A 13935-nucleotide genomic window follows, 5' to 3' on the forward strand; every position below is an offset into this window, starting at 1 on the left:
GCCGTGCAAAGTCCGGAAGCATTTCTCGACGCCCTGTTCGACGAGTCGATCCTGATCAGGACCGGCGTCGACGGGCTCTATGGCCGCGCCGGTGTGTTCGAAGAGGTCATCGACGGGTTCGAAGCCGCGGTGACGAAAATAGCCGTCGGCGATCAGGCGACGCGGATTCATTTTCCGCCAGGCATGCCGCGCAAGAATCTTGTGAAAGCCGGTTACCTGAAGAGCTTTCCGCAATTGGCCGGCTGCGTCCACTCTTTCATGGGCGATAACGCCGACCATGCCAAGCTCGTCGGCATGATCGAGCGGGGCGAAGACTGGACCGAGATGCAGGATGCGACGGAAGTCGCGCTGACGCCGGCTGCCTGCTACCCGCTTTATCCTACTGTCGCGGCGGAAGGTCCGGTGCCGGAGGGCGGTCGGCTGTTCGATCTCAAGTCATACTGCTTCCGCCATGAGCCCTCGAAGGATCCGGCGCGGATGCAGCTGTTCCGGATGCGCGAATTCGTCCGCATCGGCACGGCCGACGAAGTGACATCTTTCCGGGCCACTTGGCTCGAGCGCGGCGAAAAGCTTATCGCTTCGTTGGGCCTGCCTTGCGTTATCGATGTGGCCAACGATCCGTTCTTCGGGCGCACTGGCCGCGTCATGGCGTCGAGTCAGCGCGACCAAGGTCTGAAATTTGAGTTGCTAATCCCAGTCGCGAGCGATGAAGATCCGACGGCGTGTCTGTCGTTCAACTATCACCAGAACCATTTCGGCAGCCTGTGGGGCATGCACTTCGCGGACGGCGAGGTCGCGCACTCCGCCTGTGTCGGCTTCGGCCTGGAGCGGACGGCGCTGGCGCTGTTCCGTCACCACGGCACCAAGGTCGACGCGTGGCCCGCGGATGTCCGCCGCGTGCTGTGGGGCTAGGCCTTGCAAACCGCCTGCGCCATCGATGGACTGGATCCCGCAACCTATGTTCGTCACGGGCTGCATGATCCCGCGCGCAACTGGCCTGAGACGAACTGCTACGTCGATCTGCTGATCGAAGTACTGGCCCGACGCGGGCATGATCCCCGGGCGGCGCTGGCTTTCACGGTCGCGCAGGATTACGAGGGCGACCAGTTCACGTTTTTCAAGATTCCGGCCGCCGATCTCGCGCTGCTGTACGGCGTCGAGATTCTGGAGCTCGCGATCTTCGATCAGCTGGAAGATCACGCGCGCGTGCAGTTGACGCGGGGCCGTCTGCCGCTGATCGAGGTCGATTCTTACTACCTGCCGGATACCCGCGGCATCACCTATCGTCACAGTCACAGCAAAACGACCATCGGCGTCAACGTCCTGGATTCGGTCGACCGCCGGCTCGATTACTTTCACAATGGCGGATACTTCCGTCTCGAAGGCGAAGACTTCGAGGCGCTGTTGCGGCCTGTGCGTGACAACGGCCTGCCGCTTTTCCCTTACGTCGAATTCATCAAGTTCGGTCCGGCGTCTTCTGCCCATAAGCAGATCGAGATGTCTCGCACGTTGCTGGCGCAACACCTGCGTCGCCGTCCGGCGCGGAATCCATTTACCGCATGGGGCGACGTGATCGGTGCCGACATCGGCCGGCTGATTGGACGGCCTCCCGAGTGGTTTCACACCTACGCCTTCAGTACATTACGTCAGGCCGGTGCGAATTTCGAACTGCTCGCGACCTATCTGGCGTGGTTACAGGAGCACGGTGACCCGGCGCTGGAGCGCGCCAGGCTGGCCGCGGAGGCGATCGCCGGCGGCACCAAGATCTTGCAGTTTCAATTCGCCCGCGCCTCGGCCCGCGGCAAGGTTCCGGATGTGGCGGATGCCGTCCGCCAGCTCGCAAGTAATTACGATATCGCCCTCGACAGCCTCATGAACGGTTTCGTCGCTCGCGGTGCCGCGGCATGATCTCCCTGTGACTTGATCGGCCTATTGATTGCCATGACCGACATCCGCGCCATGACGGGACGCAAGGTGCAGCCGCTCGACAGCGGCTGGGAATTGGCGCTGTCGCCGCCTCAAGCATGGCAAGAGCCCGGCGGGTTGGGTGAAGCCATCTGGTTGCCCGCGATCATCCCTGGCACGGCCGCCGGCGCGCTGCGGACCCTCGGGCAATGGAGTTTCGATGACCCTCAGCCGCTGCACAACAAGGACGTCTGGTACCGGGTCCAAATCAGTGGACGCGGCAAGCGCAAGCTGCGGTTCGAGGGGCTCGCGACATTCGCCGAGGTTTTCCTCGATGGCAGGCTCATCCTGACCGGGAGCTCGATGTTCGAGCCGTATGAGGCCGAGATTGTGCTCGGCGGCGAGCATTGGATGCATATCGCCTTCAGGAGCCTCCGCGGCGTGCTGGCAGGAACGAAAGGCCCTCGGCCACGCTGGAAGACGATGATGATCGAGGAGCCACGGCTGCGGTTCCTGCGCACCACGCTGATCGGGCACATGCCCGGATGGTGCCCGCCCGTCGATGTGGCCGGCCCATACCGGTCTGTGCTGCTGATCGAAGAGGGAATTGTTCGCGCCGACAATGTCGATCTGCGCAGCCGGCTCGACGACACCGAAGGCGTTCTGACGCTCGCGCTCGATCTGTCGGGAGTGCCGGAAGGCGTGACGCCGGTCCTGCACTGCGCTGGGGCGGAGGTGCAGCTGAGACCGCTCGACATCGAAGCGCCGCCCGCCGGTGCGGCGCGCTGGCAGGGCACACTGCGGATCCCCGATGTGGAGCTGTGGTGGCCTCACACCCATGGTAGCCCGACGCTCCATGCGGTGACCATCGACATCGGTACCGTCCGGATCGATTTGGGAGAGGTTGGATTTCGCCGGATCGCGGTCGACCGCGGGCCGGACGGAAACGGCTTCGCCCTGCATGTCAACGGCGTCCGCATTTTCTGCCGCGGCGCATGTTGGACGCCGATCGACGTGGTGAGCCTGCAGGCATCTGACGCCGATTACGCGCGGGACCTTGGCCTGGTGCAAAGTGCTGGCCTCAACATGGTCCGTCTCAGCGGGACCATGGTCTATGAGACCCCAAGTTTCCACCGCCTCTGCGACAGGCTCGGCATCATGGTCTGGCAGGACGTCATGATGGCCAATTTTGATTACCCGTCGGATGTGGCCTTTGCTGAAGTCATCCGCAGCGAAATCACGACGGTCGCTCGCCGGTTGAGCGCGTCGCCGTCACTGGTCGTGATGTGCGGTGGCAGTGAGGTTGGTCAGCAGGCTGCGATGATGGGCCTGCCGCGCCAGATGCGCGACGTACCGCTGGCGGAAACCGTCATTCCCGAAGTTTTGGCGGGCTGGTGTGACGTCGCCTATGTGCCGGGTTCGCCGTCCGGCGGCGTGCTGCCCTTCGTGGCTGAAGCGGGCCCGTCGCATTATTACGGCGTTGGCGCATATTTGCGGCCCCTCGACGATGCGCGCCGCGCCAATGTCCGCTTCGCCTCCGAGTGTCTCGCTTTCGCCAACCTGCCGGACGATCGTCACTTCGCTGACCATCGGCTCGATCCTGCCAGCAATCCGGAACGCTGGCTCGCCGGCGTCCCGCGAGATGGCGGTGCATCTTGGGATTTCGACGATGTGCGCGAGCATTATCTTCAGGCGCTGTGGAACGAAGACGGCCGCAGCCTGCGCCCCAGCGAACCCGGGCGCTGGCGCCAGCTATCGCGCGCGATCACAGCCGAGGTCATCGAACGGACGATCGACGAATGGCGCCGCCCGGCCTCCACCACCGCTGGCGCGCTGATATGGCTGTGGCGCGACCTGCAGCCCGGCGCAGGCTGGGGCCTGCTGGATTGCTACGGCCGTCCGAAATCGGCCTTCTACGCACTGCGCCGCGCCGCGCTGCCGCTTCGCTTGTCGATCACTGACGAAGGCACCAACGGGCTCTACCTGCATCTCGTTAACGACACGCCGCGGGCCGCCGCAGGCAAACTGACCTTGCGTTGCCTGAGAGACGGCAAGACGCCGGTGATCGAAGCGGTGCGCAATGTGACCATCGCACCGCATGCCGGGCTTTCAATTGGAGCGTTCGAGATGCTCGACCGGTTCTTCGACGCCGGTCACTGCTATCGCTTTGGGCCAGCGGCGCATGACACTGTACATGCGACGTTCGCAGCCGAGGACTCCGATCAACCTCAAGAAGCCTTTCATTTTCTTTGCCCCCCGACGTCGGCGGTTGACCAGACGATTGGCGCGGTGCTTGGTGAAGACGACGCCGGTTTCTTTCTCGACCTGCAAGCCGTCACGGCGACGCGTTTTGTTGAAATCGCGGACAACAAATTCCTTCCCGACGACAATTATTTTCACATAGCATTTGGGCACCGCAAGATCGTGCGTCTGGCACCGCCCCGACATTCGTCCGATAATTTGCGCCCATTGGGACGAATCTCTGCGCTCACTCTGAGTGGCGACGTCAAATACTGACGCGAGGCAGCCCTAACGTCAAAGCGTTCACGACAGTCCTGGGTGAGGTAGTTCAGTCGCCGACGCCGTGTGACGCTTTGATCGTGGAGTAGGTTGAGCTTCTCGAAGCTCGCGCCGCTTACCTGCTTCAGGTCTTCGACCAAATCGCGCACGAAACGCCAAAATAGCTCGTCAATCACCGTTCTCACTCAGCATGAGGTCTGGCGAACAGTATAGGTATTCAGGATTGCCGCGCGATAGCCGAAAGGCGGCGGCGACCGATTAAAGCGGCGTTGTCTAGCTAGTACGGTAGGCTCGACGGCTAGGATGCTGACGACGATCGGGATCGTCGGACCTTCGCGGTCGACAGAGCGGTTCCGGGCCTGCGGAGGTCATCCAGGTAATCCGCGTACCACTGCATCATCGGGACGCGTTCTTCCCAATATTCGGCACCATTATAGGCACCCCGAACCTCGTCTTCCTCTTGGTGCGCTAGCTGACGTTCGATAGCATCGCTATCCCAACGGCGCCTGCCATCCGAGCGGCGGCTTTCGTTCAGCAGTGTCGACGCCGTCGACCGGAAGCCATGCGCGGTCACTTGCGCTTTCGTGTACCCAAGCCGGCGAAGCGCAGCGTTTAGCGTCCCATCGGAAATCGGACGATGCCACGAGCGGATCTGCGGAAACAAATAGGGCGACGTGCCTGTGACTTCGCGAAGGTCATTGATGATCGCAATCGCCTGTCGAGACAGCGGCACTTTGTGCGGCCGCGGCATCTTCATCTTTTCCTTCGGGATGTTCCAGACGGCGTCCCGCAGATCGAATTCCTTCCATTCCGCGTGCCGCAGTTCGCCCGGCCGAACGAAAGTAAGGGCGATCAACTGCAACGCTGCGCGTGTTGTGATCTGACCGTCCATGTCGTCGATCGCGCGGAGAAGCGCGCCGACGGCCTTCGGCTCGGTGACGGCGGCCCGGTGACTGACCTTTGGCGCTATGAGGGCGCCCGTTAGGTCAGCCGATGGGTCGCGCTCGGCGCGAGAGGTGCTGATCGCATATTTGAAGACGCGACCGCTAATGCTGCGGGCGCGTCGGGCTGTATCATATCGCCCTCGCCTCTCGATCTTTCGAAGCACATCAAGCAATTCCGACGCCTTGATCTCGGCGATCGGTCGATCGCCCAAATCGGCGTTGATGAAGCCGAGAAGCCATTTTTTCTTTTCTATTGTCTTTGGGTCGTCGCCCTCGGCTTCGAACTTCGCGATGAGTTCGTCCGCGACGATCCGGAAGGTATTGCTGCGCGCAATGCGCGCCGCGCTGCGATCCAACTTGCGCTGCGCGGACGGATCGATGCCCTTGGCCAGAAGCGCCTTGTTCGCGTCCCGGCCGGCGCGGGCGTCGGCGAGACCGACCGCCGGATAGGCGCCCAGCGCGATCAGCTTCTGCTTTCCGTCGAACCGATACGCCTGTCGCCAAAGCCGCGACCCGTTCTTTTCAACAAGCAAATGCAGCCCGCCTCCATCGCTGATTTTGTAGGGCTTCGTGGCGGATTTGGCGGCACGGCAGGCGGCATCCGAAAGCGGCATCGATTAGATCCCCGCGGTCAATCTACCAACACACGATCGACGGGATACCAACAGCGATACCAACAAAAACAACGGCTGCCGGCGGACGGTCGCGAATGTCAGCGAACGAGAAAGCGCTCTAATTCAAGCACTTATAGCACATCAGCGGACAGAGGAGGAAGCTGGGGGACATACAAATGGTGCCCAGGGGCGGGATCGAACCACCGACACTGCGATTTTCAGTCGCATGCTCTACCAACTGAGCTACCTGGGCGCCGCCCCGGATCAGGTCCAGGGAGCGCCGGTTTATAGTCAGGCAAATCGGCCCTGTCCACCCGCCCGATGGCATTTCTGTGAACGAAGATTTTCCCGTCAAAACAATGGGAAATGACCGCTTCGGACCAGCTTGGACAGCGCGAATGCCCGTCGAGCCTATTCGGCGTCCTCGTCATCCGTCGGTTTGCCGGGAATCGCATAGGAGCCCGACAGCCAGCGATTGAGATCGACGTCGCGGCAACGCTCGGAGCAGAACGGCTTGGATGCCTCGACAACGGGCTTGCCGCAGATCGGGCACGGCTTTTCGCCGGATTTGGACACCTTAGCTTGCATTCAACCATCCGAAACGGATCGGGAAGCCCTCGCCGCCCAGCAGGGAGACGGTCTCGTAGAGCGGCAGGCCGACGATATTGGTGTAGGAGCCGACCATCTTGACCACGAAGGAACCGGCAATGCCCTGCACAGCGTAGCCACCAGCTTTGCCGCGCCATTCGCCGGAGCCGATATAGGTCGAGATGTCATCTTCGTTAAGGCGTTTGAAGCGCACCTTGGTCTCGATCAGCCGCTGCCGGAAGCTTTCCTTGGGGGTGACGATGCAGATCGCCGTATAGACGCGGTGGTTGCGGCCCGACAGCAGCCGCAGGCACTGCGAGGCCTCATCAACCAGTTCCGCCTTGGGCAGAATGCGGCGGCCGACGGCCACCACGGTATCTGCCGCGAGAATGAACGAGCCGCGGAGTTCGTCGTCGAGCTGGACCGACTTCAGCGCCGCTTCCGCCTTGGCGCGCGCCAGCCGATTGGCACAGGCGCGCGGCAGTTCGCCCCGCTTCGGGGTCTCGTCGACATCGGCGGGACGCAGCGCATCGGGCTCGATCCCGGCCTGGTTGAGCAGGCTGAGGCGGCGGGGCGAACCGGAGGCGAGAACGAATTTGGGGCGGCCGAGCATGCGGGGTCTGCGATCCTGGAAATGCGCGCGGAACCTATCGGAAGCCCCCTGCTTCGACAACCGCACACGCTGTATTTAGCCGCTGGCAGCACTGCCTTTGGCGAAACGTTTGCGGATCCGCAGCAAAAGCCCATCGCAGACCTCGCGATAGGCAGCCAGTTTCTGGTCGCGGTTACCTTCGGTTCCCGTAGGATCCACCGTCGGCCAGTATTCGACCTCGGCGGCATCGGTGCGTGTCAGATCCAGCGCCTTGTGATGCGCCTCGGGCGACAGCGTGATGATGAGGTCAAAATTGAGCCCTTCCCAGTCTTCGAGTTCCTCGAAGGTCATGGGCTTGTGTCTGGAGATGTCCTGGCCGAGTTCGGCCATCACGGCCACCGCGAAGGGATCGAGCTCGCCCTTCTTCACCCCGGCAGATTTCACATACAGCGCCTGCGGAAACATCTGCTGCAACAGGCTGGCGGCCATCGGCGAGCGCACGCTGTTCTGGCCACAGGCAAACAACACCGCCTGCGGCGTACGCGCGCGTGGCGGCGCGGCCATCAGCGACTAGCCTTTCCAGTGAAGGACGGAGATCAACGTAAACAGCCGCCGCGACGTTTCGAAATCGACGCGCACCTTGCCGGCCAATCGTTCCTGCAGCGTCCGCGAGCCTTCGTCGTGGATGCCGCGGCGGCCCATGTCGATCGCCTCGATCTTGTCGGGCGTAGCGGTACGGATCGCCTGATAGTAGCTGTCGCAGATCATGAAGTAGTCCTTCACAATGCGGCGGAACGGCCCGAGCGACAGAAGGTGCGCGACGACAGGCGTGCCGTCCTCGCGGCGGATGTCGAACATCAGCCTGCTGCCGGTGATGCCGATATGCAGCGTAAACGGACCGACATGCGCGCCTTCCGGCGCGAACAGATTCTGCTCGATCAGGTCGTAGATCGCGATCGCGCGCTCATGCTCGATATCCGGCCCGGAACGGCCGATCGATTCCTCATCGAGCGTCACCGCGACGATGCGGTTGTTGCTGTCATCCTCTGGTGGAGGGGCATTACTCATCGCAAATTGAGGCGCAATCCGACCGAACGTGCGTGGGCATCGAGGCCTTCGGCCTTGCCCAGCGTCATCGCAGCCGGTCCCAGCGCCCGCAGCTGATCCGGCCCGCACTTCAGGATCGATGTTCGCTTCATGAAGTCAAGCACGCCGAGGCCCGACGAGAACCGCGCCGAACGCGCCGTCGGCAGCACGTGGTTGGAGCCGCCGACATAATCGCCAATCGCTTCCGGCGTATGGCCGCCGAGGAAGATGGCGCCGGCATTGCGTATCTTGAGCGAGAACGCTTCAGGATCGGCCGTCATGATTTCGAGATGCTCCGCGGCAATGGCGTTGGCGAGCGGCACGGCGTCATCGAGCGCCTGCACCAGAATGATCGCGCCATATTCGTCCCACGACGCGCGCGCGATGTCCGCGCGCGGCAGCGTGGTGAGCTGCGCTTCGACTGCACGCGCGACATTGTCGGCCAGTGCCTTGCTGTCGGTGATCAGAATCGACTGCGCATTGACGTCGTGCTCAGCCTGCGCGAGGAGATCCGCCGCAATCCAGTCGGCATTGGCGGTGTCATCGGCGATGACCAGGACTTCCGACGGACCGGCGATCATGTCGATGCCGACCTTGCCGAACACTTGGCGCTTGGCAGCGGCCACATAGGCATTGCCGGGACCGACGATCTTGGCCACCGGCGCGACGGTCGCGGTGCCATAGGCCAAAGCGGCCACGGCCTGCGCGCCACCGACGCGATAGATCTCGGACACGCCGCCGAGCTTCGCCGCGGCCAGCACTAGCGGGTTGAGCTTGCCGTCCGGCGACGGCACCACCATCACCACGCGCTCGACGCCGGCGACCCTGGCCGGCACGGCATTCATCAGCACCGACGATGGATAGGCGGCGGTGCCGCCGGGCACATACAGACCAACGGCCTCGATGGCGCTCCAGCGCCAGCCAAGCTCGACCCCGAGCGCATCGGTGAAGCGGTCGTCCTTGGGCAGCTGGCGCTTGTGGAACAGCTCGATGCGATCGCGGGCGAATGTCAGGGCCTCGACGGTCTCTGCGTCGCAGGCGGCGACGGCGGCATCGACCTCGGCCGGGCTCACGCGCAGTCCGGAGGCCTTGAGGTCCAGCCGGTCGAACTTACGGGTGGCCTCCAGCAGCGCATCGTCGCCGCGAGCGGCGACGTCGTCGACAATGGCGCGCGTGGCAGCCTCGATATCGGCCGCGACTTCACGCTTCATGGTCAGGAAAGCATTGAAGCGCTGGGTGAAATCGGCGCTGGCGGTATCGATACGAATTGGCATTCTGGTGTTCCGGCGGGGCCTTGCCGGCCAAGGCCCCCTGCTCAATGGCGCGGCGGCAAAGGGCCGTCAACCCTGTGCTGCCATGGAAAGGATGAATAGCGGATCAGGCGTCCAGACCGGAGGCCTCGGTGCCGGCATCGCTGGTCAGATCGTCCGGGCCGAGATCCGCCAGTTCGACCTCAAGACACTCGACATCCAGCCGGAGTGCGCCCCCACCGGCGAAGATCAGGACGACGCTACCGCCAGGAGGCTCGGCGGCATGGAATTCGATGCCGAACAGTTCCAGCGCGATGTCGGGCGTTTCGAGATCGATATCGCGGGACTTGCAGGCCAGCACGCGGTCGAAGCGCAGCGCCGAGACCAGCCGGCGCGGCGTGACTTCCCCTGAAATCGTCTGATCCCAGTCGAGCCGGCTCATGCCGACCACGAGCCGCTTCTCGCCCTGCCGCCAGATAATGTCGCCGACATTGACGGCGGCATCCTGAACATGCGCGGAAATCACCGCGAGGTCGTCAGCATCCAGTGCAATCAGCTTGCGTTGACCCGTCACGGCGACCCCTTTGAGAGAATCCTATCCGCTGATGCGCTCGATGGTGGCGCCGCAGGCAGACAGCTTTTCCTCGAGCCGCTCGAAGCCGCGATCGAGATGATAGATGCGGTTGACCATGGTCTCGCCTTCCGCGACGAGGCCGGCGATCACCAGAGAGACCGAGGCGCGCAGATCGGTCGCCATCACGGGCGCGCCGCGCAGCTTGGCCGTACCGTCGATGGTCGCGGTTTCACCGTCGAGGTGAATTCGCGCACCGAAGCGTGCCAGCTCCTGCACATGCATGAAGCGGTTCTCGAAAATTGTCTCGGTAATATGCGAGGAGCCCGTGGCTGTCGTCATCAGCGCCATGAGTTGCGCCTGCAGATCGGTCGGAAAGCCCGGGAATGGCGCCGTCGACACGTTCACCGGCTTGATGCCCGCGCCGTTGCGCGAGATGCGGATGCCATCGTTGTTCGGCGTCACCGTCGCGCCCGCCTCGACCAGTACGTCGAGCGCCGACTGTAGCAATTCAGGCCGTGCGCCTGAGAGCTGCACGTCGCCCCCGGTCATGGCCACGGCCATGGCATAGGTGCCAGTCTCGATACGATCCGGCAGCACGGTGTGGCGCGTGCCATTCAGCTTGGCCACGCCCTCGATCGTGATCGTCGGGGTGCCGGCGCCAGAAATGCGCGCGCCCATCTTGTTCAGGCAGTCGGCGACGTCGACGATTTCCGGCTCGCACGCCGCATTGTTGATAATGGTCGTACCCTTGGCCAGCGTGGCGGCCATCAGCGCCACATGAGTGCCGGAGACGGTGACCTTGGCGAAATCGATCTCCGCGCCTTTGAGGCCGCCGGGGGCCTTGGCGATGACATAACCGCCGTCGATGGTGAGTTCGGCGCCGAGCTTCTCCAGCGCCATGATCAACAGATCCACCGGGCGGGTGCCGATGGCGCAGCCGCCGGGTAGCGACACCTTGGCTTCGTGCATGCGCGCCAACAGCGGTGCGATCACCCAGAAGGACGCGCGCATCTTCGACACCAGCTCGTAGGGCGCTGTCGTATCGATGATGTTGGCGGCGGAGATATGCAGGGTCTGGCCCTGATATTCATGGTCGCCCGGGCGCTTGCCGGCCGACATGATGTCCACGCCGTGATTGCCGAGAATGCGCTGCAACTGCGCGACGTCGGCCAGACGCGGCACGTTGTCGAGAATCAGCGTCTCGTCGGTCAACAGACCGGCGATCATCAATGGCAGCGCCGCGTTCTTGGCGCCCGAAATCGGGATCGTGCCATTGAGTTTGCTGCCGCCGACGATGCGAATGCGATCCATACCGATTCCCGCTGATTGCTGTGCCCCGACTATAGGGCGGATGGCCTCTTTAAAGCAAAAGCGTCGAAATTTGCGGTTTTTCGATGAGGCCGGCAGCAAATCTGAAAAAGGGCCGAATCGGCCCGTTTACGCTCCGACCAGGTTGATATCAGGCGTCTCAAGAATGGGCTTGGAATAGCCGTTGCGAACCACCCGGATCATGGCGCGGCCGACTTTCTCCGTCGTGGTGACGTATTTCGGCGCGATCCGGACCAGCAGCCCCCAAAGCGGCGCGGTCGCGGTGTAGATCGCCTGAACCCACGCCGTCTTCGAACGAACACCATGCAGCGGCTGGATGCCACCGGGGCGAAACATATAGGCCGCCTGGAACGGCAGCTTGAGCAAGTCGTTCTCGGTTTTACCCTTGACCCGCGCCCACATCACGCTGCTCTGCTCGGTGCTGTCGGTGCTCTGGCCGGTCACGTAGACGAAGGTCATGCCAGGATTGAGCCGGACCAGCGTGTTCGCGACCGCGAGGGTGATGTCATAGGTGACCCGGCGATAATCCGACTCGCTCATGCCCAGTGAAGAGATGCCGAGGCAGAACAGGCAGGCGTCATAGCCCGTCAAGTCAGGTGCGATGGCCGACAGATCGAAAAAATCCGTATGCGTGATCTCACGCAGTTTGGCATCGCGTTGCCCGGTAGGACTGCGGCCGACCACGAGCACGGCTTCGACATCGGGATCGAGCAGGCATTCGCGCAGCGCGCCTTGGCCGACCATGCCGGTCGCACCGAACAGAATGACTTTCATGAGACTTCCTTTGGATCACTGACAGTCGATCGCGCGACGCAATCAGGCGGCAATTGCGACCTGATCGAACGACATGCCGGTGAGCGCAGCTGAGACCTCCCACAACCGCGCAGCGACGGCGGCGTCCTGCGCTCGCGGCATGATCTTCGCGGGAGCCGGCGGCCCCTTCATTTCGTAGACGCCGTTCGGGCCGTAATAGCCAGCTGGCTTCGCATCGGGTGAGGTAGCCGCAAACAGCGTGGGCAAGGCACCGGCGGCGGCTGAATGGCTCAGCGGACGCAGCAACCGGCTTCCGAGCCCCATCAAGCCACCACTGCCGGGACCGTTCGGAATGAGATCGGTGAGCGCGAAACCGGGATGCGCGGCATTGCTCATTAGACCCCAGCCCGCGGCATCGCTGCGCCGCTGCAGTTCGATCGCGAAGATCAGCATCGCGAGCTTCGACTGCTGATAGGCTTTCCACGGCTTGTAGAATGTCGCGCCCTGAAGATCGTCGAAGTCGATGAGGCCCGAACGATGCGCAAGACTGCTGAGATTGACCACACGCGGCGCCTTGTTGCGGCGAAGCACCGGGAGCAGACGCGCCGTGAGCGCATAGTGACCGAGATAATTGGTACCGAGCTGCATCTCGAAGCCGTCGGCGGTGGTCTGGCGCGTCGGCAGCGCCATCACGCCGGCATTATTAATCAGCAGATCAAGCGACGCGTACATCGCATCGAAACGGCGTGCGAAAGTAGCGACGGAGTCCAGGCTGGCGAGATCGAGGTGCTCATAGCTGATAATCGCGTCGGGATGTCGCTCGCAGATGCGCTCGATCGCGGCACTCCCCTTGGCGTCGCTACGGCCGGTCAGCACCACTTCGGCGCCGGCTCCCGCAAGCGCCATTGCCGTCTCGAAGCCGAGGCCGCCTGTCGCCCCGGTCACCACGGCCAGTTTGCCGGTCATGGGCGGAATATGGTCGATGCTCCAGTCCGTCATGCTTATATCTCCCCAGGATCGAGAATCGTTGCGCGGCGCGGCCGCCGGACATAAATGTGCACTCAGTGCAAACTTGCAATAGGTGCAGATCGAGGATTGTTGTGACCGCCAGGACGCCGGCTAAGCCGAAGAAAACAGACACGGAATCGGTTGCGGCACCTGTTGTGCCGCCGACCGGCCTGCGCGAACGGAAGCGCCAGCAGACCCGAGAGCGGCTGACCAAGGTCGCGATGGAACTGTTTCTCAGGCGCGGTTTCGAAGAAACGACGCTGGACGACATCGCCGCTGCCGCAGAGATCTCGCGCCGCAGTTTCTTCCATTACTTCGCGTCGAAGGAAGACCTGGTGCTGGCGTGGCAGGATGCCAGCACGGATTTCCTTGTGGCCGCGATCGCCGCAAGGCCCGCGGACGAGCCGATGCTGCTGGCCGCGGAAAATGCTTTGCTCTCGATGGCGCAGCAGCTCGAGAGCTCCGAGGCGATCGCCATTGCGCGATTGAAGCACGGTAATCCCGCGCTGCGCGCGCGCGACCACGTGAAATACGAGAAGATGGAGCGCGCCATCGCTGCCGCGCTCGGCAACCGCGCCAAAGACAAATCCGGCCAATTACAGGCGCGGCTGGTCGCCATGATCACGACGGGCGCGATGCGGATCGGCGGCGAGATCTGGCTAGCGCAGGGCGCGGGCGAAAGACCCGAGGCGCTGGTGAAGCGCACCTTCGGCGAGATACGGGCGATCCTCCGGGAATCGCCCGCCCGAAAAGGCAAAGCCTAGCGGCTATC

General features: G+C 63.1%; 14 protein-coding genes and 1 tRNA gene. 4 read left to right on the top strand and 11 right to left on the bottom strand.

Features of this window, described 5'->3' with window-relative positions; genetic code table 11:
• The first annotated feature begins 3 nt into the window (after positions 1-3).
• From RSO67_RS12085 to RSO67_RS12095, 3 genes are read left to right on the top strand one after another with little or no spacing between them, the layout of a single operon-like run.
• Entirely contained in the window at positions 4-912 is a 909-nt protein-coding gene (locus tag RSO67_RS12085) for an amino acid--[acyl-carrier-protein] ligase (RefSeq protein ID WP_320447654.1), read from the top strand.
• 3 nt (positions 913-915) lie between these two features.
• The gene (locus tag RSO67_RS12090) at positions 916-1908 is read left to right on the top strand and encodes a DUF1839 family protein (protein ID WP_184511821.1); all 993 of its coding nucleotides are present in this window, start codon (positions 916-918) and stop codon (positions 1906-1908) included.
• Positions 1909-1941: 33 nt separating this feature from the next.
• On the top strand, positions 1942-4422 hold the full coding sequence (locus tag RSO67_RS12095) for a glycoside hydrolase family 2 protein (protein ID WP_184511822.1): 2481 nt from the start codon (positions 1942-1944) through the stop codon (positions 4420-4422).
• A gap of 301 nt (positions 4423-4723) precedes the next feature.
• Here RSO67_RS12095 and RSO67_RS12100 read toward each other — a convergent pair whose 3' ends face one another.
• The 11 genes from RSO67_RS12100 to RSO67_RS12150 all read right to left on the bottom strand — a co-directional run bounded on the left by RSO67_RS12100 (position 4724) and on the right by RSO67_RS12150 (position 13154).
• Positions 4724-5983: a tyrosine-type recombinase/integrase gene (locus tag RSO67_RS12100; protein WP_184511823.1), complete on the bottom strand. Its 1260-nt coding sequence runs from the start codon at positions 5981-5983 to the stop codon at positions 4724-4726.
• A gap of 177 nt (positions 5984-6160) precedes the next feature.
• Positions 6161-6236 (bottom strand) — tRNA-Phe (locus RSO67_RS12105).
• Positions 6237-6394: 158 nt separating this feature from the next.
• Entirely contained in the window at positions 6395-6571 is a 177-nt protein-coding gene (yacG, locus tag RSO67_RS12110) for a DNA gyrase inhibitor YacG (protein WP_068734778.1), read from the bottom strand.
• On the bottom strand, positions 6561-7184 hold the full coding sequence (locus RSO67_RS12115; RefSeq protein WP_315843655.1) for a Maf-like protein: 624 nt from the start codon (positions 7182-7184) through the stop codon (positions 6561-6563). The genes yacG and RSO67_RS12115 overlap by 11 nt, the downstream gene beginning before the upstream one ends.
• 75 nt (positions 7185-7259) lie before the next feature.
• Entirely contained in the window at positions 7260-7727 is a 468-nt protein-coding gene (locus tag RSO67_RS12120) for a low molecular weight phosphatase family protein (protein ID WP_089266103.1), read from the bottom strand.
• Positions 7728-7733: 6 nt separating this feature from the next.
• On the bottom strand, positions 7734-8231 hold the full coding sequence (locus tag RSO67_RS12125; protein ID WP_089266102.1) for a UPF0262 family protein: 498 nt from the start codon (positions 8229-8231) through the stop codon (positions 7734-7736).
• Positions 8228-9523 carry a histidinol dehydrogenase gene (hisD, locus tag RSO67_RS12130; protein ID WP_315843656.1) on the bottom strand — a complete coding sequence of 432 codons (1296 nt, stop codon included), beginning with the start codon at positions 9521-9523 and terminating at the stop codon, positions 8228-8230. Before hisD ends, RSO67_RS12125 begins: the two co-directional genes overlap by 4 nt.
• A gap of 103 nt (positions 9524-9626) precedes the next feature.
• The gene (locus RSO67_RS12135; protein WP_315843657.1) at positions 9627-10073 is read right to left on the bottom strand and encodes a DUF2948 family protein; all 447 of its coding nucleotides are present in this window, start codon (positions 10071-10073) and stop codon (positions 9627-9629) included.
• A 21-nt stretch (positions 10074-10094) separates the two neighbouring features.
• Positions 10095-11384 carry a UDP-N-acetylglucosamine 1-carboxyvinyltransferase gene (murA, locus tag RSO67_RS12140; protein WP_120286962.1) on the bottom strand — a complete coding sequence of 430 codons (1290 nt, stop codon included), beginning with the start codon at positions 11382-11384 and terminating at the stop codon, positions 10095-10097.
• 126 nt (positions 11385-11510) lie between these two features.
• On the bottom strand, positions 11511-12176 hold the full coding sequence (locus tag RSO67_RS12145) for an epimerase (protein ID WP_315843658.1): 666 nt from the start codon (positions 12174-12176) through the stop codon (positions 11511-11513).
• Positions 12177-12218: 42 nt separating this feature from the next.
• Positions 12219-13154 carry an SDR family oxidoreductase gene (locus tag RSO67_RS12150; protein WP_315843659.1) on the bottom strand — a complete coding sequence of 312 codons (936 nt, stop codon included), beginning with the start codon at positions 13152-13154 and terminating at the stop codon, positions 12219-12221.
• 164 nt (positions 13155-13318) lie between these two features.
• Here RSO67_RS12150 and RSO67_RS12155 point away from each other — a divergent pair, with 164 nt between their 5' ends.
• Positions 13319-13927, top strand: a complete 609-nt coding sequence (locus tag RSO67_RS12155) for a TetR/AcrR family transcriptional regulator (protein ID WP_315843660.1) — start codon at positions 13319-13321, stop codon at positions 13925-13927.
• Positions 13928-13935 lie beyond the last annotated feature (8 nt).

It is taken from the genome of Tardiphaga sp. 709, from assembly GCF_032401055.1.
Classification (GTDB): domain Bacteria; phylum Pseudomonadota; class Alphaproteobacteria; order Rhizobiales; family Xanthobacteraceae; genus Tardiphaga.